The 21,713-nt window shown below is 73.1% G+C and carries 21 protein-coding genes and 1 other RNA gene; 9 read left to right on the plus strand and 13 right to left on the minus strand.

Going from position 1 to position 21,713, the window contains the following annotated elements; translation table 11 throughout:
* Position 1: 1 nt before the first annotated feature.
* From ACFYPN_RS00735 to ACFYPN_RS00760, 6 genes are all read right to left on the minus strand, one after another.
* Positions 2 to 634 carry a response regulator gene (locus ACFYPN_RS00735; protein ID WP_389296569.1) on the minus strand — a complete coding sequence of 211 codons (633 nt, stop codon included), beginning with the start codon at positions 632 to 634 and terminating at the stop codon, positions 2 to 4.
* A gap of 72 nt (positions 635 to 706) precedes the next feature.
* Positions 707 to 1,474, minus strand: a complete 768-nt coding sequence (locus ACFYPN_RS00740) for a YqjF family protein (RefSeq protein WP_389296336.1) — start codon at positions 1,472 to 1,474, stop codon at positions 707 to 709.
* A 151-nt stretch (positions 1,475 to 1,625) separates the two neighbouring features.
* Complete coding sequence (locus tag ACFYPN_RS00745; RefSeq protein WP_389296337.1) at positions 1,626 to 2,837, minus strand: sensor histidine kinase; 1,212 nt, start codon at positions 2,835 to 2,837, stop codon at positions 1,626 to 1,628.
* A 128-nt stretch (positions 2,838 to 2,965) separates the two neighbouring features.
* Positions 2,966 to 3,700 (minus strand): ABC transporter permease, encoded by a 735-nt coding sequence (locus tag ACFYPN_RS00750; RefSeq protein WP_389296338.1) that lies wholly within the window; start codon positions 3,698 to 3,700, stop codon positions 2,966 to 2,968.
* On the minus strand, positions 3,700 to 4,620 hold the full coding sequence (locus tag ACFYPN_RS00755; protein WP_389296570.1) for an ABC transporter ATP-binding protein: 921 nt from the start codon (positions 4,618 to 4,620) through the stop codon (positions 3,700 to 3,702). Before ACFYPN_RS00755 ends, ACFYPN_RS00750 begins: the two co-directional genes overlap by 1 nt.
* Positions 4,621 to 4,802: 182 nt before the next feature.
* The gene (locus ACFYPN_RS00760) at positions 4,803 to 6,146 is read right to left on the minus strand and encodes a hypothetical protein (RefSeq protein WP_389296571.1); all 1,344 of its coding nucleotides are present in this window, start codon (positions 6,144 to 6,146) and stop codon (positions 4,803 to 4,805) included.
* A 1,087-nt stretch (positions 6,147 to 7,233) separates the two neighbouring features.
* Here ACFYPN_RS00760 and ACFYPN_RS00765 point away from each other — a divergent pair.
* The 3 genes from ACFYPN_RS00765 to ACFYPN_RS00775 are packed head-to-tail and all read left to right on the plus strand — an operon-like array spanning position 7,234 to position 10,156.
* On the plus strand, positions 7,234 to 8,070 hold the full coding sequence (locus ACFYPN_RS00765; protein ID WP_389296339.1) for a Nif3-like dinuclear metal center hexameric protein: 837 nt from the start codon (positions 7,234 to 7,236) through the stop codon (positions 8,068 to 8,070).
* A complete protein-coding gene (locus ACFYPN_RS00770) occupies positions 8,067 to 8,810 on the plus strand; it encodes a C4-type zinc ribbon domain-containing protein (protein ID WP_358758762.1) in 744 nt (247 codons plus the stop codon). Before ACFYPN_RS00765 ends, ACFYPN_RS00770 begins: the two co-directional genes overlap by 4 nt.
* Complete coding sequence (locus ACFYPN_RS00775) at positions 8,810 to 10,156, plus strand: bifunctional RNase H/acid phosphatase (protein ID WP_389296340.1); 1,347 nt, start codon at positions 8,810 to 8,812, stop codon at positions 10,154 to 10,156. Before ACFYPN_RS00770 ends, ACFYPN_RS00775 begins: the two co-directional genes overlap by 1 nt.
* 77 nt (positions 10,157 to 10,233) lie before the next feature.
* Here ACFYPN_RS00775 and eda read toward each other — a convergent pair whose 3' ends face one another.
* Complete coding sequence (gene eda / locus ACFYPN_RS00780; RefSeq protein ID WP_358758681.1) at positions 10,234 to 10,893, minus strand: bifunctional 4-hydroxy-2-oxoglutarate aldolase/2-dehydro-3-deoxy-phosphogluconate aldolase; 660 nt, start codon at positions 10,891 to 10,893, stop codon at positions 10,234 to 10,236.
* An 89-nt stretch (positions 10,894 to 10,982) separates the two neighbouring features.
* Positions 10,983 to 11,783: a peroxide stress protein YaaA gene (gene yaaA / locus ACFYPN_RS00785; protein WP_389296341.1), complete on the minus strand. Its 801-nt coding sequence runs from the start codon at positions 11,781 to 11,783 to the stop codon at positions 10,983 to 10,985.
* Between the two features lie 184 nt (positions 11,784 to 11,967).
* Here yaaA and ACFYPN_RS00790 point away from each other — a divergent pair, with 184 nt between their 5' ends.
* Together ACFYPN_RS00790 and rnpB are read left to right on the plus strand one after the other, a co-directional pair.
* Positions 11,968 to 12,513, plus strand: a complete 546-nt coding sequence (locus tag ACFYPN_RS00790) for a TetR/AcrR family transcriptional regulator (protein ID WP_358758685.1) — start codon at positions 11,968 to 11,970, stop codon at positions 12,511 to 12,513.
* 102 nt (positions 12,514 to 12,615) lie between these two features.
* An RNA gene (rnpB, locus tag ACFYPN_RS00795) (RNase P RNA component class A) lies at positions 12,616 to 13,017 on the plus strand.
* 150 nt (positions 13,018 to 13,167) lie between these two features.
* On the opposite strand, the gene ACFYPN_RS00800 is transcribed toward rnpB, so the two are convergent.
* Both ACFYPN_RS00800 and ACFYPN_RS00805 read right to left on the minus strand, forming a co-directional pair.
* Positions 13,168 to 13,515, minus strand: a complete 348-nt coding sequence (locus tag ACFYPN_RS00800) for an STAS domain-containing protein (RefSeq protein ID WP_358758707.1) — start codon at positions 13,513 to 13,515, stop codon at positions 13,168 to 13,170.
* 124 nt (positions 13,516 to 13,639) lie between these two features.
* Positions 13,640 to 14,593, minus strand: a complete 954-nt coding sequence (locus ACFYPN_RS00805; protein ID WP_358758709.1) for a helix-turn-helix transcriptional regulator — start codon at positions 14,591 to 14,593, stop codon at positions 13,640 to 13,642.
* Positions 14,594 to 14,966: 373 nt separating this feature from the next.
* Between ACFYPN_RS00805 and ACFYPN_RS00810 the strand changes: the two genes are divergently transcribed.
* Positions 14,967 to 15,353, plus strand: coding sequence for an STAS domain-containing protein (locus tag ACFYPN_RS00810; RefSeq protein ID WP_358758711.1), 387 nt, complete (start codon positions 14,967 to 14,969; stop codon positions 15,351 to 15,353).
* A 115-nt stretch (positions 15,354 to 15,468) separates the two neighbouring features.
* On the opposite strand, the gene ACFYPN_RS00815 is transcribed toward ACFYPN_RS00810, so the two are convergent.
* The gene (locus ACFYPN_RS00815) at positions 15,469 to 15,912 is read right to left on the minus strand and encodes an ATP-binding protein (RefSeq protein WP_389296342.1); all 444 of its coding nucleotides are present in this window, start codon (positions 15,910 to 15,912) and stop codon (positions 15,469 to 15,471) included.
* Between the two features lie 156 nt (positions 15,913 to 16,068).
* On the opposite strand from ACFYPN_RS00815, the gene ACFYPN_RS00820 reads away from it, so the two are divergent.
* Positions 16,069 to 16,989, plus strand: coding sequence for a cation transporter (locus ACFYPN_RS00820; RefSeq protein WP_358758715.1), 921 nt, complete (start codon positions 16,069 to 16,071; stop codon positions 16,987 to 16,989).
* Between the two features lie 109 nt (positions 16,990 to 17,098).
* Positions 17,099 to 17,458, plus strand: a complete 360-nt coding sequence (locus ACFYPN_RS00825; protein ID WP_358758716.1) for a hypothetical protein — start codon at positions 17,099 to 17,101, stop codon at positions 17,456 to 17,458.
* Between the two features lie 19 nt (positions 17,459 to 17,477).
* Here the strand turns inward: ACFYPN_RS00825 and ACFYPN_RS00830 are convergent, their stop codons facing one another.
* The gene (locus tag ACFYPN_RS00830; RefSeq protein WP_389296572.1) at positions 17,478 to 19,739 is read right to left on the minus strand and encodes a HelD family protein; all 2,262 of its coding nucleotides are present in this window, start codon (positions 19,737 to 19,739) and stop codon (positions 17,478 to 17,480) included.
* 270 nt (positions 19,740 to 20,009) lie between these two features.
* Between ACFYPN_RS00830 and ACFYPN_RS00835 the strand changes: the two genes are divergently transcribed.
* Positions 20,010 to 20,348, plus strand: a complete 339-nt coding sequence (locus ACFYPN_RS00835) for a hypothetical protein (protein WP_389296343.1) — start codon at positions 20,010 to 20,012, stop codon at positions 20,346 to 20,348.
* 107 nt (positions 20,349 to 20,455) lie between these two features.
* Here the strand turns inward: ACFYPN_RS00835 and ACFYPN_RS00840 are convergent, their stop codons facing one another.
* Positions 20,456 to 21,526, minus strand: a complete 1,071-nt coding sequence (locus ACFYPN_RS00840; protein WP_389296344.1) for a TetR/AcrR family transcriptional regulator C-terminal domain-containing protein — start codon at positions 21,524 to 21,526, stop codon at positions 20,456 to 20,458.
* Positions 21,527 to 21,713 lie beyond the last annotated feature (187 nt).

Raw genomic sequence — 21,713 nt, forward strand, 5'->3', positions numbered from 1 at the left:
GTCAGAGCCAGCCCTGCTGCCGGGCCGCCCGGGCCGCCTCCGTGCGGTTACGGGTGCCGGTCTTGCCGATCGCGGAGGAGAGGTAGTTCCGCACGGTCGACTCCGACAGGTGGAGCCGCCGCGCGATGTCCGCGACGGTCGCACCGCCGGAGGCGGCGTTCAGGACGTCCCGCTCGCGGCCGGTCAGCGGGCTCGGCCCCGCCCCGAGAGCCGCCGCCGCGAGGGCCGGATCGACCACCGTCTCCCCGGCCAGCACCTTGCGGATCGCCCCGGCCAATTCCTCCACCGGGCCGTCCTTGACCAGGAAACCGGCTGCACCCGCCTCCATCGCCCGCCGCAGATACCCGGGACGGCCGAACGTCGTCAGGATCAGCACCCGGCACTCCGGCACCTGCTCACGCAGGTCGGCGGCGGCGTCCAGGCCGCTGCGCACCGGGAGTTCGATGTCGAGCAGCGCCACATCGGGCCGGGAGGCGAGGGCCGCCGGCACGATCTCGTCCCCGGAACCCACCTGGGCCACCACGTCGAAGTCCGGCTCCATCCCCAGCAGCAGCGCGAGTGCGCCCCGCATCATCCCCTGGTCCTCGGCGAGCAGGACGCGGACGGACGGGGTGGGCCGGTGGTCCTGCGGCATCTCGGTCACGGAGAAGAGGGTAGGGCCGCGAGGTGCCGCCACGCCGTCGGTACGGCCGGGGGCGCCGGGCCGTCAGGGTGTGGGGACGCCGCCCGGAGTGCGGGGCGGGAGCCCGAACCGCACGGGGACTCCCGGCGAGTACAGCACGCTGACGGGCGCGTCCGCCGGAGCGGGCAGTCCCGCCGCGGCAATGAGGTTCTCGCCGCAGTCGAGGAGTTCGGCGCGGTGCAGGGGCCAGCGGGGGTGGGCGTTCGGGAGGTAGCGGGAGCGGCCGAAGAAGGTGCTGTGCATGCCCCAGCGAGCGGTCAGGAAGTGTTCGAGCTCCGACGGCTCGTCGACCTGTTCGCCGATGCGCACGGTGATCCGGCTGTACGCGTCCGCGGGGCCGCCCCACCGCCGCCGGCTGGTGTAGGTCACCGTGTCGTGCTCCCGTCGGATGTCCATCTTCGACCAGATGTAGGGCAGGCCGAACGCGCTCCGTCCGACGGCGACGGGAAGCAGACGGGAGGCGTCGAGCGAGCGGAAGACCACGCCCCGCCGGCCGTGGGCGTCCACCGAGTACAGGCGCACATTGGTCTCGGGGAAGGAACCGAGATACGGGATGCCGGGGAGACCGAACCACCCCACGCGATGCATCCGGAAGGCGACGAGCCCCACGTAGGTGACGCCGTTCAGCGTGTCCGGCCGGGTCCCGGCGGGAAGCAGCGGGGCGACGAGGGCCGGGTCCACGGCCCAGTGGAGAAAGGCCAGATCGAGCCAGGACTGGGTGAGAACCGGAGGGGCCGCGGCGTGCGGCGGATCGGCCGTTATCGGTTCGGGGATCCCAGGCAGCGTCACCATCGCTCCAGTGTGCCACTGGCGCGCGGGTGAGCGAGGTGCCTTCGGGCGCCCTGGTCCCTCGCCCGTGTCCCCGGTCCCCCTACCCTTTCCCCCGCCCCCTCGCTCCCTGCCCCTTGCCCCTTGCCCCGTCGAGGCGCCGACGCCCCTCCGCTCAGTGACCGGTGCTGCCCGGTTCCTCCTCGCTGTCGCCCGGTCGCCCGGCGTACCCGTCTTCGTTCCGCGCCTCCCCGGGCAGCTCCGCGCGCACGACGAAACCGCGGTCGGGGCCGGGAGCGGCCCGCAGCGAACCGCCCACGAGGGCGAGCCGTTCGGAGAGCCCTGCCAGGCCCGTACCCCCGTACGCGTACGGGGGCTCCGCGTCGTCCGGTCCGGTACCCCCGTCGTCTCCCTGCCCAGGCTCGTGCCCGGCCCCCGCGCTCTCGGGGGGTGCGCCGCTGCGTCCGCTGCCGGGTCCGTCGTCGGTGACCGTCAGCAGCACCCGTGCGCTCCCGGACGTGACGGCGAGCACACAGTGGGTCGCTCCGCTGTGCCGTACGACATTGGTCACGGCCTCACGTACCACCCAGCCCAGCAGCGCCTCGGCGCGCGGGGTCAGCGGTGGCCCCGTGCGGTGGACCGTCCCCTCGATCCCGGCGGCGGCCAACGCCGAGAGGGCCCGGTCCAGTTCGCCGGAGAGGCTGCCCGCGCGGTAACCCGTCACCGCCTCCCGGACTTCGGTGAGGGCCTGCCGCCCGACCGATTCGATGTCCGCGATCTGGCCCAACGCCGCGTCCAGGTCCCTGGGGGCCAGCCTGCGGGCCGCCTCCGACTTCACCACGATCACCGACAGGGTGTGGCCCAGCAGATCGTGCAGGTCGCGGGAGAACCGCAGCCGCTCCCGCTCCACCGCACCGCGCGCCAACTCCGCCTGTGTCGCGCGGAGTTCCCGCACGGTCGCCGAGAGGGCGAGGATCGCCGCCGTCACCGCTCCGGAGAGGAACGTCCCGTAGCCGATCGTCCAGGGATCGGCCGCATGGTTCCCGCGCCACAGTGCGACGCCCACCGCGCAGGCCGCCAGAACCACCAGTCCGAGGGCGAGTGAACGGGCGCGCAGGATCGTCCCGCACGCCAGCGAGAGCAGCGGGAAGAAGAGCAGCCAGGAACCGCCGTAACCGATCGCCAGCCCGAAGGTGATGACCGCCATCGCGCCGAGCAGCACCATCGACACGCGGTCCCGCATTCCCGGTGCGGCGAACCTCCTGAACACCAGCTGGACGTAGAAGGAGTTGAAGAGCAGGACGGCCAGCGCCCCCACCCACGGGTTCGGCGTCTCGCCCTTCCACAGGTTGGAGAAGGACCCGAGCCCCAACAGCAGCCACGGCATCAGGGCGTACGGCCCCGGGGCCCCGGAGCCGGGCCACCGCCTCCACCGTCTCCGGCGCGTCGAGCGGCGGAGATTCCGGTGCGACTTCGCGGGACCGCCGGGCTCCTGGGCCCGGTCGCCGGCCGCCGTCACAGGGTCCTCGCCGCACGCCGGTACGAGACGACGGCGTAACTGCCGAACAGTGCGGTCCACAAAGCGAGTTCGGCGATCGAGGAGAGGTGCGGCGGCTGTCCGGCCGTCGTCGTCCAGCCGAGATCGGCGAGTCCGTGCGCGGGTGTGTGGGCGCCGACGGCCCGCAGGGGGCCGGGCAGGGAGTCCAGGGGGAACCAGAGCCCGCCGATCACCGCGAACCCCGTCATGCAGGCGATGTTGACCACTCCGGTGCCCTGCGGGGTGAGGCGGTAGCCGTTCCCGATGCCGAGCAAGGTGAACGGCAGCGTACCCACCCACAGCAGTGCAACGAGCAACACCCATTGCCACCAGGCTAGTTGGATTCGGTTCACCAGTGCTCCGGCCAGCAACACGCCGACCACCGCCGGGAGCACGGTCACCGAACCGCTGACGGCCCGGCCCACCACGATCCGCGACGGCGCGAGCGGAGTGATCCGCAACTGCCGCAACCAGCCGAGCGACTTGTCGGACGCGATCCCCGTACCGACCGACATCGCGGAGCCGAGAGCCCCGTACGCGGCCATGCCGGTCATCGAGTACGCCCGCCAGTCGTCCGCTCCCGCACCTCCGGCCGAGGTGTCGCCGACGTTGGTGAAGAGCAGGTACATCAGCACCGGCATCCCGGTTCCGAAGATCAGGAACGCCCCGTCCCGCAGGGTCCGGCGGACCTCCAGCACCACGTACGCGTACATCACCGTGTCTCCTCGGGCGTCCGGGCGGGACTCGCGGTGGCGGTCAGGGCGAGGAACGCGTCCTCCAGCGTGGCCCGCGACACGAGCAGTCCGCGCACCGCACCCATCCCGGCCAGCGCGACGACGGTGGCATCCGGATCCACCGACCGCAACACGGCCCGTCCGCCACGGACTTCGAGACCGACCACGCCCGGCAGGCGGTCCAGCCCGTCGGCGGTGCCGCCCGCCAGGTCGATCCCGACGAGACCACCCTCCACCGTGCGCCGGATGCCGTCCCCGCTGTCGTCCGCGACGATCCGCCCCCGGTCGAGGACGACGATCCGGGCGGCGTTCTCGTCCGCCTCCTCCAGGTGGTGCGTGGAGAAGAGCACGGTGTTGCCGCGCTCCGAGAAGGCGCGCATCGAGTCCCAGAACGCCCGCCGGGCCTCCACGTCCAGCGCGGCGGTCGGCTCGTCCAGCACGACGAGCCGGGGATTGCCCGCCAGGGCGACCGCGAAGCGGACCCGCTGCGTCTGGCCGCCGGAGAGCTTGTCGACCCGGCGGTCCGCGAAGGCCGAGGCGCCCGCGAGTCCGAGGACCTCGCCGAGCTCCATCGGCGCGGGGTAGGTGGACGCCACGAAGGCGACCAGCTCTCTCACGGTCACCCGCGGAATCGGCCGGCCCTCCTGGAGCATCGCACCGACCAGGCCCGCCCGCACCGACTGCTCCGGGGGACGGCCGAACAACTCCACCGTCCCCTCGTCGGGTTCGTCGAGCCCCAGCAGCAGCCCGATGGCGGTCGACTTCCCGGCGCCGTTGCGGCCCAGCAGCGCGACCGTCTCGCCGGCCCCGATCGTCAGGTCGACGCCGTCCACCGCGCGCACGGACCGGCCCGAACGCCCGTCCGTGCGGAAGGACTTCGACACGCCGGTGAACCTCACCGCCGGGGCGTCGGTACCGCCCCCGCTCTCCCGGGCCCCCGCCGGGCCCCCGGCGGCCGGCCATGCCGCGACCGGTCCCCCGCCCGCACTTCCCGTTGTTGTCATGGTGGTGACGGTACGGGCGGCGCCGGACCGGACGGCAGAGCCGTGCGTACGGCTTCCGGCAGGACAAATGTCCCGGGTCAGAGCGACCCGGCCCGATCCGGACGCTCACCGGACGCCGATCCGTCGCGCAGGGGAGCCCGGCCCAACGGAACCGGCCTGCGCCCCTCCGGAGGCGATCCGGCGGCGGACGGTCGCGTTCCGGAGGCGCCCGGCGAGTCGCCCGCCGGTCCGGAGGCATACCGCGCACCGCCGTACGCCTCCGACGGGGCGTCCTGGGGGGCCTCCAGCCGTGCCAGCCCACAGGGCGCGTCGGGGCGCGCGTACGGCAGGCTCAGTACGCCGTCGCGACTCCAGAAGCCCGACCCGGCCGACCAGCCCGCAGGTGCGGCGTACTGATGGAGTCGACGGCCCGTCGGGCGCCAGACGCCGAGCCAGCTGCCCGCCGCGCCGTCGATCCGCAGGGCAACCGCGCAGCTCTCCGGCATCAGCATCTGCCCCGGCTGCACCGCGAACGGCTGGACGGTCACGTCCGCGGGGCGCAGGCACTGGGGGAAACGTACGGGCAGCGCGCTGCCCAGTACGCCCCAGCCGAGCCGGTCCTGTCCGGGGGCGTCGGAGCGGAGGAGGAAGAGCCCGCTGTCCGGTTCGGCGATCAGCAGCCGGTCATTGCTCTCCGGCGCGATCTGGAGGAGCGGAGTCACCTCACCGCCGCGTTCGAGGTCCACGGCGACCGTCTTCACCGGTCCGCCGCCGGGTGGCCGGCGATCGAGGGCCAGCACCCTGCCCGTACGGTCCAGCCAGACGCCGCCGGAGCAGAGCCCCGGAACGTCGGCCACGTGTTCGGGCCCCGAGGTGCCGCCCGCCACCCGCCAGACGGAGGTGGTGAAGATACCGGGCCCCAGGGCGTAGACGCTCGTCCCGTCCGGGGCCGGTGCGAGCAGCGTCATCCGCTCGCACTCCACGGTCCCGAGCGACAGCTCGCCGGTCCCGGGGCCGGTCGGATAGAGCAGCGAGAACGCGTGACGGTCCGCCACCCGGCGCCGGATCAGCACCCGCCCGTCCGCGAGCGGCACCACCTGCGAGTCGGGCTCCTCAGGCTGGTCGAGCGGGAGCGGCACGGTGTACGGCTCCGGGCCGTCGAGCGTCCACCGCTCCGGGTACCAGCCCCGGCCGTGCGCCTCGCTGCCGCCCACCGTGAGCCGCGCCGCGTACGCGCCGTCCGCCGAGAGCGTCAGCGCGCCCGCCGCATGAGGGGTGCGGAGGCCCGTCCCCACCGGGGGATGGGCGGGCGGGGGCGGAATGCGGCGGGGGAGGGGTGCGGGCGCACCGGGGGACACGGCCCCAGGAGGCCGTGCCCCGGGATATACGGCCCCGGGGGGCACGGCCGCACCCGGGGGCGCGGGCCGCCGGGTGGCCGACATCCCGGCGGCGTTCGCGTGGACGGTGCCCCCGATGGAAGGTGCGGGTGAGGCGGATCGGGCTCCCCGGGGGGCCGCCACCGGAGCGGACGAGCCCGCTGCCGGCCGGGTGGGCACGGGCGCTCCGGAGAGCGACGCCGGTGCGGCGGACACGGCTCGTTCGGCGGGCACGGTTCGTCCGCCGGGCACGGCTCGTTCGGTGGACGCCGCCTTCCCGGTGGGCGCCGACGCCCCGGTGGACGTGTGGAACGCCGCTGCCGGGAAGCCGACGACCGGCCCCACGAGCGGGACGAGCGTGGTCGCGTCGACGGCCCGGCCGGCCGGGGCGCCCGTGGGTACGACCGTCCGTCCGGTCACGACGACCCGGATCGCCATCCCGGCCACCCCGGCATCCACGGAAGGGGCGTCGTCGGGGGAGGTGCCGGACTCCTGGAGGCGGGGCGCTGCGGCCCGGGGGCCGGGTACGGGCAGGGCGCCGCCGCTCGGCGCGACGTACGGCGTGGCCCTTCGACCGGATCCCACCGGCTCCCGCTCGTCCCGCCCCTGCATCCCCAACCCGTGCGACTCCAGCCCGTGCGACTCCAGCCCGTGCGACTCCAACCCGTGCGACTCCGGTCCTCGCGTCTCCAGCCCCTCACGTCTCTGTGGCTTCCCGGGTGTTCCGGGATCTTCGGGTTCCTCGGGCGCGGGTTCCGGCTCCCTGGCCGCTCCGACGCCCCCGAGGGTCAGACCTTCTGCGACACAGGCAGTCATGGGTGTGTCACCTCCGGCGACCGAAGCTAGTTTTCGGCCCGTGCGCCGACCAACGCCACACCCAACGGATCACACATAAGGATGGTGTAAACCGAATTCGAGGGTGAGTGACGAGGGGGCTGTGCTTCTGCGGGGACCGAGGCCGACCCGGGCGCCGGACACCGCGCCCCGCTGCCCGCCCTCGGTCACAACCGGTCGCCCGGAGGCGGTCCTGGAGACGGTCCCGGGACGGCCCCGGAGTCCGTGCGAGGTGACGATGTGTGACCGGAGTGGGGCGCTGCGGGTGGGTGCGCGCAGCCATGACCGGTGGGGTGCGCAGGGCAGGTAGCCTTTCCCCGTGCCCCGTCTGTCTGAAGTCATCGCCGAGCTCGACGCCCTCTGGCCCCCCGAGCGGGCCGAGGGATGGGACGCGGTGGGTACGGTCTGCGGCGATCCCGACGCGCAGGCCGACCGGGTGCTCTTCGCCGTCGACCCGGTGGGAAGCGTCGTCGACGAGGCGGTACGGCTCGGTGCCCAGCTCATCGTCACCCACCACCCGCTCTACCTGCGGGGGACGACGACCGTGGCGGCCGACACCTTCAAGGGCCGGGTCGTGCACCGGCTCATCACGCACGGCATCGCGCTGCACGTCGCGCACACCAACGCCGACACCGCCGACCCCGGGGTCTCCGACGCCCTGGCCGGTGCGCTCGGCCTGCGCGTCACCGGCCCCCTCGTACCCGATCCCGCCGACCCGCACGGCCGTCGCGGCCTCGGCCGGATCTGCGAGCTCGACCGTCCCGAGACGCTGAGTGACTTCGCCGCCCGCGCCGCGGCCCGGCTGCCCGCCACCGCGCAGGGCATCAGGACGGCCGGCGACCCCGGCGCGACCGTACGTACGGTCGCCGTCAGCGGCGGCTCCGGCGACAGCCTCTTCGACGCGGTGCGTGCGGCGGGCGTCGACGCCTTCCTCACCGCCGACCTGCGCCACCACCCGGCCTCCGAGGCCGTGCAGCACTCCCCGCTCGGCCTCGTCGACGCCGCGCACTGGGCCACCGAGTGGCCCTGGTGCGAGCAGGCCGCGGCACAGCTCGACGCGATTTCCGACCGCCACGGATGGGGCCTGCGGGTCCACGTCTCGAAGCAGGTCACCGACCCCTGGACCACCCACCACTCTTCTGGAGCCCCCAACTGAACGCCGCGCCCGCCGACCAGATCCGACTTCTCGACGTCCAGGCCCTCGACGTTCGCCTCGCGCAGACCGCGCACAAGCGGGCCTCGCTGCCGGAGCACGCGGAGATCGAGTCCCTCAACCACGACCTCGCTCAGCTCCGCGACCTGCTGGTCGCCTCGCAGACCGAGGAGGGCGACACCAGCCGCGAGCAGACCAAGGCGGAGCAGGACGTCGACCAGGTGCGCCAGCGTGCCACCCGCGACCAGCAGCGCCTCGACTCCGGCGCGGTCTCCTCGCCGAAGGACCTGGAGAACCTCCAGCGCGAGATCGTCTCGCTCGCCAAGCGCCAGGGTGACCTGGAGGACGTCGTCCTCGAAATCATGGAGCGCCGCGAGGCGGCCCAGGAGCGCGTCGCCGAGCTGACCGACCGGGTCGCCGCCGTCCAGGCCAAGGTGGACGACGCCACCGCGCGCCGCGACGCCGCGCTCAAGGAGTTCGACGCCCAGGCCGAGACGATCAGCAAGGACCGCGCGGTCGTCGCCGAGGTCATCCCGGCGGACCTGCTGAAGCTGTACGACAAGCTCCGCTCCCAGCAGGGCGGGGTCGGCGCCGCCCGGCTCTACCAGCGCCGCTGCGAGGGCTGCCGCTTGGAGCTGAACATCACCGAGGTCAACGACGTGAAGGCGGCGTCCCCGGACACCGTGCTGCGCTGCGAGAACTGCCACCGCATCCTGGTGCGCACCTCGGACTCGGGCCTGTAATGACCTCGTCCCACCAGCTCGTCGTCGAAGCCGACGGGGGCTCCCGGGGCAACCCGGGGCCCGCCGGTTACGGCGCGGTCGTCGTGGACCCGGCGACCGGCGAGACCCTCGCCGAGGCCGCCGCGTACATCGGCGTCGCGACGAACAACGTCGCCGAGTACCGGGGCCTGATCGCCGGCCTCCGGGCCGCGAAGGCGCTGTTCCCGGAGGCGGCGGACGGAGCCGTACGGGTCCACGTCCGGATGGACTCGAAGCTGGTGGTCGAGCAGATGTCGGGCCGCTGGAAGATCAAGCACCCCGACATGAAGCCCCTCGCGGCGGAGGCGGCCACCGTCTTCCCGCCCTCCGCCGTCACGTACGAGTGGATGCCGCGCGAGCGGAACAAGCACGCGGACCGGCTCGCCAACGAGGCGATGGACGCGGGGCGCCGGGGCGAGCAGTGGGAGCCCTCCGCCTCCACCGCCGGCCTGGACACCCCGGCCCGCCGTGCCGAGGGCCGTCCCGCCGAGGCCGAGGCCGGGGCGCGCGAGGTGGGCGACGCGTCCGCAGGAGCGGCCAAGGTACGTGCCGCCCTCGCGGCCGCCCGTACCGGCTCCGGTACGGGCACGGGCTCCAGTGCGGGCTCCGGCTCCTCCGGAGGTTCCGCGGCCCCCCGTACCTCCGACGTGACCGCCGCTCCGGCCGCCACGCCCCGGGTGGGCTGGGCCGTCGCGCCGGACATGGGCGCCCCGGCCACCTTCTTGCTGCTCCGGCACGGAGAGACCGTCCTGACCCCGGAGAAGCGATTCTCCGGCAGCGGTGGCACCGACCCCGAACTCTCCGTGACCGGCCGCGAGCAGGCCCGACGCGCCGCCGCGCACTTCGAGGCCCTCGGCACGGTCGAGGCGATCGTCAGCTCACCGCTGCGCCGGTGCCGCGAGACGGCGGGTGCGGTGGCGGCCCGCCTCGGCCTCGACGTGACGGTCGACGAGGGGCTGAGGGAGACGGACTTCGGCGCCTGGGAGGGGCTCTCCTTCGCGGAGGTGCGTGAACGGTACGGCTCCGACCTGACGACCTGGCTCACCGACCCGCAGGCCGCGCCCACGGGCGGCGGCGAGAGCTTCGTGGAGGTCGCCGAACGGGTGGCGGTCGCGCGCGACCGGCTCGCCGCCGCGTACGCCGGCCGTACCGTCCTGCTGGTCAGCCATGTGACGCCCGTCAAGACCCTGATCAGGCTGGCCCTGGGCGCCCCCGCGGAGTCCATGTTCCGGATGGAGCTCGCCGCCGCGTCGCTCTCCGAGGTCGCGTACTACGGCGACGGCAACGCGTCCGTACGCCTCTTCAACGACACCTCGTACCTGCGGTAGTCGCGCGGGTCGGGGGAGCCGTCGGGACGACCGGTCCGGGCCGGGGCTGATCGGGGCTGGGCTGATCGGGCCGCGCCTCAGCCGCGCAGGGCCGCCGCCGCGGCTGCCAGCCGTTCCACCCGCGCCCAGTCCTTCCTGGCGATCGCCTCACCGGGCAGCATCCAACTGCCGCCCACGCAACCGACGTTGGGCAGGGCGAGGTAATGCGGCGCGGACGCTGCCGAGATGCCCCCGGTGGGGCAGAACCGTGCCTGCGGCAGCGGTGAAGCGAGCGCCTTGAGGTAGGCGGTACCCCCGGCCGCCTCCGCCGGGAAGAACTTCATGTCGGTGACCCCGCGTTCCAGCAGGCCGACCACCTCGGAGGCGGACGAGACGCCCGGCAGGAACGGCACCCCGGACGCCAGCATCGCCGCCAGCAGGGTGTCCGTCCACCCCGGACTGACCAGGAACCCCGCCCCGGCAGCCACCGTCTCCGCCACGTTCGCCACGGATATCACCGTGCCCGCGCCCACCACGGCCTCCGGCACCTCGGCGGCGATGGCCGCGATGGCGTCCAGCGCCGCCGCGGTGCGGAGGGTCACCTCGATCGCCGGAAGACCGCCCGCGACGAGCGCCCGGGCGAGCGGTACGGCGTCCGCCGCGTCCTCCAGCACGACGACGGGGACGACGGGGGCGAGGTCGAGCACGGACCGGGCGGGGGTGGCGGCAGGGGGAGCAGCGGGTGCGGGGGAGGTCATGGCGACATCCTGCCGCCGTCCCACACCCCCTGCAACGACCGTTGCGCATGCTGCAACGGCACCCGGACCAAAGGCCGCGGACCTCTCGGTCAGTGGACGTCCGTCACCACCACGTCGAGCGACCACGGCCGTCCGGCGCGGGCCGGTGCGTGCGCCTCCACCACGTGACCGAGGTCGCCCAGAACCCGCACGAGCTGTTCGGGGTTCTCCGGGGCGGTGCCCGCCTCCAACAGGTCGCGGACCAGGCGGCCCTTCGTCGCCTTGTTGAAGTGGCTGACCACGGAGCGCTTCTCGACCCCGTCGACCAGCTGCGAGTGGAGCACCCGCACGCTCGCCGTACGTCCCGCGAGCTCCCCCTTGGGCTTCCACGCCGACGCGTACGCGGAGGACCGCAGGTCCAGGACGAGCCCGTCGCCGGCGGCGTCCGGCAGTACCGGCTCCATCGCCACGCGCCAGTGCGCGGCGAGCGAGCCCAGGCCCGGTAGCTTGACGCCCATCGAGCAGCGGTACGACGGAATCCGGTCGTTCACCCGCAGCGCGCCCCACAGGCCGGAGAAGATCAGCAGCGATGTGGAGGCCCGCCGCCTGGCGGCAGCGTCCAGGGTGGCCAGATCCAGTGCGTCGTAGAGCACGCCCGTGTAGATCTCGCCGGCCGGCCGGGTCGGAGCCGCACGCAGTTCCGTGTTCTTGGCGACCTCCCCGCGCAGCCCCTCGGTGAGCCCGAGCACGCCGCGGGCCTTCTCCTCGTCGGCCAGGCACAGCTCCACCAGCTCGTCCAGCACGGCCGCCCGCGCCGGGGCGAGCCCCGGCAGCGACAGTGACTCGGGCTTCAGGGGCGTTCCGCGCGCCGGGGCGGCCTTGCCCTCGGAGGGCGGCAACAGCACGAGCACAGCGGTACTCCTTCGTACGGGCGACGGGGCGGAAGTAACAGGTTACGGGCCCGGGGGAGGCGGGCGAGCCGGTGTCCTCGCGGGCCGTCCGGCCCCCGAGGGGGGCTCCTTTCGGCCAGAGTGGCCGGATCTCGTAGCATCGCGAGTTCGGCCACGGACGTTCCGGGGCCAGGAAGGTATCCGCGTGACCGACCTCGCCGTCCGCGCCGCCACGGGCGGCCCCGCCACCGGCCGCCCCCGGCAGATCGTCGACGCCGCACGGGCACTGCTGGAGGAGGAGGGGCCGGAGGCCCTCACCATGCGGCGGCTGGCCGAACGGGTCGGGTTGCGGGCCTCGTCCCTGTACAAGCACTTCCCCGACAAGTCCTCCGTGGTGGCGGCTCTTGCGGCCGAGATGTACCGCGAGACGGCCGCCGTGCTGACCGCCGCCGAGGCATCCGCGCCCGGTTCGTTCCCCGTCCTGGCAACGGCCTACCGCACCTACGCGCTGGCCCACCCGCACCTCTACCTGCTGGCAACCGGCTGCCGCCCGGACCTCCCCGCCCTCGCCCCCGCCCGCCGACAGGCCGCCGCCCCCCTCTACCGGGCCGTCGCCGGCGACACGGGCCGGGCCAGGGCCGCCTGGGCGTTCGCGCACGGCATGGTCGTCCTCGAACTGGACGGACGCTTCCCGCCCGAGGCCGACCTCGCCGAGGCGTGGAACGCGGGCATCGCCGCCTTCACCCGCTGACGCGCGGCCCGGGCCGGGACCGGGGCGGGGTGGGCATGCGCGTCCGGTACGGAGCCGCAGGCGGGAGCCCCTCCGTGCCGGGTACGATGGCGGCACGGCAGACGAGCCGGGCGGACGGCCGCGTGGAGATCCCCGGATCTCCCCGAGGAACGTCCGGGCTCCACAGGGCAGGGTGGTGGCTAATGGCCACCCGAGGTGACTCGCGGGACAGTGCCACAGAAAACAGACCGCCCGGGACCCAGGTCCCGGGTAAGGGTGAAACGGTGGTGTAAGAGACCACCAGCGCCTGAGGTGACTCAGGCGGCTAGGTAAACCCCACCCGGAGCAAGGTCAAGAAGGACCGTCGCAAGACGGCCCTGCGCGAACGTTCGAGGGCGGCCCGCCCGAGTTCGCGGGTAGACCGCAGGAGGCCGGCAGCAATGCCGGTCCTAGATGGATGGCCGTCTCCCCGGCCGCCGCGAGGCGACCGGGCGACAGAACCCGGCGTACAGCCCGACTCGTCTGCCGCCACCTGCTGTTTTGTCCGGAAAGGGCCTCCGACCTGCGTCGGAGGCCCTTTCCGGTCTTTCAGGCGCTTGCCACTTCGCTTCGGATGGCGAAAAGCCCCTCAGGAGTCCGCAGAGGCTCTCAGAAGTCCAGTGGTGGGTGACGGTTCTACGCCACGGGGGCGGGTCCGGTCTCCGCGGAGGCCGCGAGGGCGTCATCGAGGTCGGGGTGCAGGTGGAGCACCGTGTCGGCGCCCGTGATGCTGAAGAGCCGGCGCAGAGCCCTGGACGGCGCGGCGATGCGCAGATGGCCCCGCTGGTGGGTGAGGAGCATCAGCTGGAGGAAGGTCGAGTCCCCGAAGGTGATGTTGCCGGCGTCGAGGACGAGGCCGCCATGGGAGGCGAGGGCGGCCTCGATGTCCCTTGCCAGGGGGTCGAGCGTGTCCTCGTCGATTTCTCCGTGAGGTGCGATCACCGGCAGAGGTCTTCCGCCCACGGAACCGCCAAGTGTTGTCATCGGGCAAATGTTACCTTGGTCCGCTCGGGGCTCCGGGCGCCCCCGGCTCCGACGACGAGTTGGCCGTACCGCTGCCTCGGGAAGGTCGACCGGCGGGCACCTGCCTCTTCGCCCGGCGCCGGTGTCAGCCGCGGGTGCGGAGGGTGGCGGCGGGGGTCGTGCCGTAGAGCCGGCGATACGCGGCTGCGAAGCGGCCGACATGGGGGAATCCCCAACGGGCGGCGATCTGCGTCACGCTGGAGGTGCTGGGGTCCGCCGCCCTCAGTTCCTGGTGCGCACGGGTGAGGCGCACCTGGCGCAGATAACCGAGTGGGCTCGTGTCGGTGTGGCGGCTGAAGGCGTACTGCACGGCGCGGGGGGTGACGAATGCGGCGGCGGCGATGTCGGACAGACCGATGGCGCGGTGGGCGTTCTCCTCGATGAAGGTTCTGGCCCGGCGCAGGGTGTCGGTGTGGGCGTCACGGCTGTCGATGCGGTGGACCTCCTCCCCCTGTGTGGTGCTGGGGAGCGCGGCCAGGGCGACAGCGGCCAGATGCTGGGTCGCGGTGGCGACGACGAGGGGGTCCGGGGCGGTGGGGCCAGTCAGGACCTGGTCGCGAAGGAAAGCCACGGTGCTGCCCAGCCGACGGTTGGCGCCGGCGTCGAGTGCGCGCTGACCGGTGAGCCGGACCGGTCCCGGGCCGGTCTGAGCGCCGGTGGCGGCCACCGTGTCGAGCACCGCCGGGTCGAACATGGTGATGGTGTAGCGCGCGGAGTGCAGTGCACCGGTGTAGGGGAGGTCGGGAGGGGCGATGAGGAAGGTTTCGCCCGGGCCGTAGACCTCGTGGCGGCCGTCGGTGGTGTCCACCATGGTGCCGCTGTGCACGGTGATCAAGCAGACCTGGCCCAGCGGGTTGGCGGTGTAGGACATGGTGTACCCGAAGGTGAGGCGGTCGACGACCAGGCCTTCGGCCGCGGTCCGTACGATGCGCGTCCGCGTGTCGTTGGGCCGGCCACCGATACGCATCGGCGTGTACGCCCGCGACAGGAACTCCTCCGTGGCCTCCAGGCTTCTGCTGTCGAAACGCTCGGTCTCCACACGTGCCTCTCCATGCGCGCATCGCCGCGACATTCCCGCCCCAGTACCTCTCTCCCGGCACGCTCCCCTCCGCTCCTCATGGGGCAAACGTTGCCGGGCGCGGCACTAGCGTACGACGCCGTCGCGGACGGCTCACGGGCACCGTGGGGGAGTGGTGGTGACCCGGAGGGCAGCGCTCCGGAGTGTCGGTCCTGTGGGCCGCGGTGGCCTGATGAGTCAGAAAACGAAGCGCCGTAGCCTCTGCCGCGAAACGTCGACGCCGAAGTGCGGGTAGCCGGGTGTGCAGGCGGAGGGGGAGGGCATCCGTCGAGTCGAGCGGCCCTCCCCCGCAGCAGGGCCGATCGTGTCGTCCACGTACCGAGAGAGGTCTGCAGTGCTTACAGCTCATACCGCCCGGCACAGCAGCGGGCGGGCGGAGGTCACGGCGTATCAGGACGTGCGGAACGGCCAGTGCGTGCTGTACGCGCAAGGAGCGTTCGACGCGGCCACCACCGGCGTCCTCGTCCAGGCGATCGACCGGGTGCGAGTCCCCCGCATCGTGGTCGATTGTTCCGCCGTGACCTTCGCGGACATCGCCTTTCTGCGTGCGCTGCTCAGCAACGGCTCTCCCGACAGGCGAGTCGTCGTCGCCGCACCGTCCTTGGCCGTGGTCCGTCTCCTCGACGCCACGGAAACCACCGGTCGGTTTCTCGCTGGGGGCGATTCCCGGGCGCCGTCATGGAACTGCTCCGGCGCGGACACCGTGCGCGCCGGCCGCTGAACGCCTGACGTCCCGGAAAAGGACGGATCACGGTCGGCAACGCTCCGGACCGCACAGGTACGCGGATGCACAACCGCACAGATACGCCGGGCGCACGGATGCGCAGCCGAATGCCTCAGGCGAGGGAAATGACGGCTTCGATGGTTTTGCCGGAGGCGGTCGGGATCGCCGACAGGCTCTTCGTCAGGCGAATGGCCATGGGCCAACCGTAACCACCCAGGGCGTACTGGCCAGGGGTGTGCGAGCGGGCGACGGGAAGCTCGGTGCTTCCATCGGCGACCGACAAGAGCAATTCGTCGCCCTCGATCCGTGCGGAGAAATCGGTGAGCCCTCCGCCGTGCCGGTATGCGTTGGTGACCAGCTCGGAGGTCACCAAGAGGGCATCGGCGCACACGATGTCGTCCCGGATTCCGTCGTCGCCGGGGACGAACTGCTCGCGGAGCAGGGCCTCGACCTGCTCGCGGGCGGCAGCCGCGCTCGTGGGGAGGGCGGCGCCAGTAACGAGAACACTGGCAAGCTCTTCGCTCACGCTGCCTCCACTGCCGATCTGCTGCAACATCTCTGTCGCCCCATATGCCCACCGATCCTGGGCTTACGCACGCCGGTGGCTCCCCCATGACCAGGGGTTCTCCGAGCGGTGAGCGGTGGCGAAGCCTCCCCCGCGGCGGCCGGAGGTCCGGTTGCCGCGCCACCGGGCCCCCATGACCATGAGGGGGTGGAAGACGGAGGGCCGTCCCGGACGGCGGCGCGGCACGAGCAGCGCGCGTTGCGTGTCTCGATGGCGGTCTCGGTCGCGCTCGCGGTCGCGGGAGTGGCGTGGGGGCTCGTCGCGGGGTCGCAGGTGGTCCTGCTCGACGGTGTCTACACCGCCCTCGGTCTCGGCCTGACCTGGCTCGCCCTCCGCGCCTCACGCCTCGCCGCGGCCGGTCCGACGCCGCGCTTCCCGTTCGGGCGGGAGTCGCTCGTACCGGTGGTCGTCGGGGTACAGGGCCTCGCGCTGCTCGGGACGCTCATCTACGCCGCGGTGGAGGCGGTACGGGTCATTCTGGACGGCGGGTCCGAGGTGGCGGCGGCGGGCCTGGCCGCGTACGGAGTGGTGAGCGGGCTGGCATGCCTCGCGGCGTACGGGTACCTGGTGCGGCGGGGCCCGCGGTCCGACCTCATCCGTACGGAGGCGACGGTCTGGCTCGCCGGAGCCGTGACCAGCCTCCTCATCGCGGTGGGCGGCGCGGTGGCGTTGCTGCTGGGCACGACGGTGTGGCACGGGGCGAAAGCGTACGCCGACTCGGTGCTGGTCCTGCTGAGCTGCGGACTCCTCGGCGGCCTGCCCGTACGCATGCTCCGGCAGGCCATGTCCGAGCTGCTGGAATCCGCCCCGGAACCGGCCGTGCAGCGGCGCATCCATGAGGTGGTGGAGCGGGTACGCGCCGCCGAAGGGCTCCCGGAACCGGTCCTGCGCGCCAGCAAAGTGGGCCAGAAGCTCTACGTCGAGGTCGACTTCGTGGTGCCGCCGGACAGTTGGGACGTCGCGGGCGAGGACCGGGTGCGGCGCGCCCTGCGCGACGGGCTCGCCACCCTGCCCTACGAACCATGGAGCATCGTGGAGATCACCGCGGACCCCGGGCTGGTGCTCTGAGACGCCGGTGGTCCCGCCTGCGGACGGTGTCGGCACCCCGGCACTCCTTGCGGTGGGTAAATGACTCATTGCGCACCGCTCGCGGCCGGTGGGCGCTAGCGTGGTCGCCGTGGACGACCTGGACGCCGACGAAGCCGACAAATGGCCCCTCCCGCCTCCCTGGATGTGGGACTGCGGAGACTGCGTGACCCTGTACCGGCGGATGAGAGAAGCGCCCGAACTCGCGGCGGCGGCCCGGGAGGAGGTGGGCCCAGGCATCGACTGCGACCCCTTCGACCAGGTGATCACCACCCAGATCCGGCTCTCCCAGCACATCGCCAACCAGCACACCGCGCACGTACCCGCCACGGTCCCGTCGTGCGGGCGGTGCGCCTCGGACGCGGTCTCCACGACGATGCCCCGGGCGCTCGTCCTGGAGCACCGGGCCCGTCACCTGGTCGTGCCGCCCAGCATCGTGGGAGGCATCTGAGCCGGGACCCGGACCGCGGTCACGCCGCCTCGTCCGGGAGCACGGGGGCGAATCCGATCAGCCCGAGCCGCTGGGTCGCGCGCGTCAGCGCCACGTACAGGTCGTTGACCCCGCGCGGAGAGCCGGTCCTGATCCGTTCCGGCGCCACGACGACCACCGAGTCGAACTCCAGGCCCTTGGACTGCCGCGCGTCCAGGATCACCACCGGCGCCGACAGGTCCGGGTCGGCACCCCACGACGCGGCGGGCAGCGCCTCGGCCAGCTCGGCGTGGAGTTCCGGCGGCGCGATCACCGCGAGTTTCCCCCCGCCCAGGGCCTCGCGGGCGACGGCCTCGGCCGCCACGCGTACCAGCTTCTCCGGTTCCACCGCCAGGGTCCACGGCGCGACACCGGTGGAGCGCACCGAGCGGGGCGGCTCGAAGGAGGGATCGGTCTCCCGCCGCACCTCGGCGGCCGCCTCCATGATCTCCTTCGGCGTACGGTAGTTGACGTCCAGGCGGGTGTGCTCCCAACGGTCGCCCACGTACGGGCCGAGGATGCCGGCCCAGGAGTCGGCCCCGGCCGGCGAACCCGTCTGCGCCGGATCCCCGACCAGCGTCATGGAGCGGGTCGGAGAGCGTCGCATCAGCAACCTCCAGGACATGGCGGAGAGTTCCTGCGCCTCGTCGACGATGATGTGCCCGAAGGCCCAGGTCCGGTCCGCGGCGGCGCGCTCGGCGGCACTGCGGTGATCCGCCTCCTCCTGCCGCTCGGCGAAGCGTTCGGCGTCGATGATGTCGTGCGCGGAGAGGATCTCCGCGTCGTCCTCGTCCTCGAAATCGGTGGAGCGGGAGCCGACGGAGAGGTCCAGGACCCCCTGGGCGTACGCGATCCGCTGCCGGCGCTCCGCCTCCTCGGCCGCCCGCAGGGCGCTGTCGTCCTCGCCGAGAAGCTCGGCGGCCTCGTCGAGCAGGGGAATGTCGGCGGTGGTCCACTCCGTGCGGTCCGTCAGACCGGTGGGGTCCGTGTCGTCGCGGCGGATCGACTCCGCGTCGACGACCGGGAGGCCGGTGGGCGCCGCGAGGTACTCGGCGAGGAACTGCTCGGGGGTCAGGCGGGGCCAGAGGCCGTCGATCGCCGCGCGCACCTCCGGGTTGGCCGCCACCTCCTCGCGCAACTGCTCGACGTCGGAGGGGTCGAGCAGATGGGGGCCGCCGAACGGATCGGCCCCGATGCTGTCGGCGAGCTGCCGGGTCAGCGCGTCGATGATCCCGGCGGTGAACGGGCGGCGGGCGAGGTTGTGCGGCAGTCCGGTGTTCCTGGCCTCCGCCCTGACGCGACGGACCGTGTCGGGGCCGAGGAACAGGGTGTCCCGCTCGTGGGCGATCCCGACCGGGCCGGCGGGCAGCCGCTGCCGGTCGGCGACCGCCTCGCGCAGGACCCCGGCCATCCGGGCGTCGCCCTTGACGGTCGCCGCCCGGGGGGTGTCCGTGCCGGTGGCCCGTACCCCGGGGAAGAGCTCGTCAGGGGTCGCGAGCAGCACGCCGGTCTCGCCCAGGGACGGGAGCACATTGCCGATGTAGCCCAGGAAGGCGGGGTTGGGGCCGACGATCAGCACCGCACGACGGGCCAACTGCTCGCGGTACGCGTAGAGGAGGTACGCGGCACGGTGCAGGGCGACCGCCGTCTTCCCGGTGCCGGGCCCCCCTTCCACCACGAGGACGCCCCGGTGCGGGGCGCGGATGATGCGGTCCTGCTCGGCCTGGATGGTCCGCACGATGTCGGTCATGCGGCCGGTGCGGGTGGCGTTCACGGCGGCCAGCAGGACGGCGTCGCCGTTGGGGTCCTCGAAACCGGTGCGGTGCGCGGGTGCGGTCTCGTCCAGATCCAGGATCTCGTCGTGCAGGGCGGTGACCCGGCGTTCGCGCGTGGTCAGGTGTCTGCGGCGCCGGAGCCCCAGGGGAGTGTGCCCGGTCGCCAGGTAGAACGGGCGGGCCACCGGGGCGCGCCAGTCGATGAGCAGCGGGGTGCGAGCCTCGTCCCGGTCGCGGATGCCGAGCCGCCCGATGTGGTGGTGCGCGCCGTCGCGGAGGTCGATGCGTCCGAAGCAGAGCCCGTCCTCCACGGCGTTCAGCGCGGCGAGGCGGTCCGACTGCTCGGTGACCGTGACGTCCCGCTCCAGCCGGGCCTGGCGGCTGTGCACGGGCTGCCCCAGCGAACCCCGAACGGCTCCCTCGGCTCCCTCCCGCAGGGCGTCGAGTCGCTCGTGGAGCAGGGTGACGAATTCCTGCTCGCGAACCATTTCCTCGCTTGACAATGTGACTCCATAAAATATAGACTGAGCCCAGTGAATTTCTCCTGCGATGCAGCGGAATCGCGGGAAACGATAAGTTTAAGCAGAGTGTGCCTCGGACGCCAATTCGGTCCGGGGTATTTTTTGTGCTCCCGTCCGGGGCGCCGGATGTGGTCCGGGGGAGGCGGGCCTGTGGATGTGTGGCCGACGGATACGGTCCCGCCGGGTACGGCCCGTGGAGGTGGCCCGGCGTGCGCGGGCGCGGCGTAGCCTTCCGGCATGGATGCTTCCGCCGAGACCCCGTCCGGTACGGACACGGACACGGTCGTGCCGGGCCCGCGGCCCGCAGCCCGGCCCGTCGACGGCCCCATGGCCGCGCCCGAGGTCACCTACACCGAGTGCCGCCGGTGCGGCACGCTCATCGCCGGCCTGGACGGGCGCTACGCCTGTGCGGGCTGCGGATGGGTCAACGACCACTCGGAGGGGCACCGTGCGCTGCCGACCGCCGAGGACGACCCCGACTATCCGGGAGCGGTGGCGCCCCGGCGCGGTACGCGGAGGGGGCGGGCCCGTGGTGAAGGCCACCGCTGTCCGGAGCCCGAGGCGCGGGCGGACTGACGGCGGCGGACTGACGGCGGCGGACGGGCTGCGGCGGACGGGGGCCTCATCGGCGGAGGCGGCCGGGCGGGGGCCGGAATCGCCGGCCGGCCCGGCCGGGTCGTGGATCAGGGGCGGCGGGGTGCTCCGTCGACCAGGGTGGCGAATCCGTCCAGGAGGCGTTGCAGGCCGAACTCGAAAAGCATGTCGAGATCGAAGTCGTAACCGGCTCCGGCAATGCGCTCCAGCACAGGGAATGCACCGGCCGAGAATGCCTCCCGGAGATGCGCTTCCTGCGTGTCCATCCACTCGTCGCTCGTCAGGCCGGTGAATTCCTCGGCGACGGCCTCCGGCTCGATATTGATCGCCGTTCCCCGGACGTAATTGAACAAGGTGATGTGGATCGTGAAGTGGGTCTGGCCGTCCAGTCCGTGGCCGTCCAGCGCCTGAAGCACCCATTCGGTGAAAGGCATGGCTCCGGCCAGTAGTTGCGGCCGGGTCACCGACAGCGCCGGAGCGAGCCACGGATGGCGGCGGAAGTTCTCCCAGAGCAGGCGGGCGGCGAGCTCCAGCAGCTCGCGCCAGCCCGCCGGGGGATCGGCGGGTGGGTGCCATGCGGAGCTGGCGGCGTCCATCATCTGCGTCAGCAGATCCTCCTTGTCGGCCACGTGCCGGTAGAGCGACATGGTCGCCGCCCCCAGCTCGTGGGCGACCCGCCGCATCGAGACCGCGCCCAGCCCCTCCGCGTCGGCGACGGCGATGGCCGTGGCGATGATCCGCTCCCGGGCGAGCGTGACGGCGGGCCCGTCCGGAGCCGCGCCGGCGCCCGCGCCCCCGCGCACGACCGGGGGCCGCGGGGCGGACCGGGCGGTACTCGGGGCCGGCGGAGCGGCCGCAGCCACGGCGGGGGCCGGGCGGAGCGTCCGGGTGGCGCTCTCGACCACGGTGCCCACGCCGGGCACCGGCCGTACCAGCCCCTCGTGCCGCAGCTCGGCGATGACCTTGGTCGCGGTGGCCATGGCGACTCCCCACTGCCGGGCGATCTCCCGGGTGGAGGGAATGCGGTCACCCGCGCCGAGTTCCCCCGACTCGATCCGTCGCCGCAGTACCGCAGCGATCCGGCGGTACGGCGGGTCCTGCGGCAGCGCCCGCCGCGGTTCTCCGCGCGGTTCTCCCCGCGATTCCACCTGCCGGTCCATGACGCCTCCGTACTAGTGCACCTCTGTGGCTCGCACTGTACAGCCACGCTGCGACGCGCGGTGCCGGTCTCCGGGAGAACGCCTCGGACCGTAGTGCGCTCGGGCAGTGTGCACTAGTGCGCGGAATGGTGATCGCTACTCTTTCAGGGCGATTTCGAGGTTGCGTGTAATGCTGCGTACGCCGTAC

Origin of the sequence: Streptomyces sp. NPDC005576, assembly GCF_042871745.1 — a bacterium.
GTDB lineage: Bacteria > Actinomycetota > Actinomycetes > Streptomycetales > Streptomycetaceae > Streptomyces.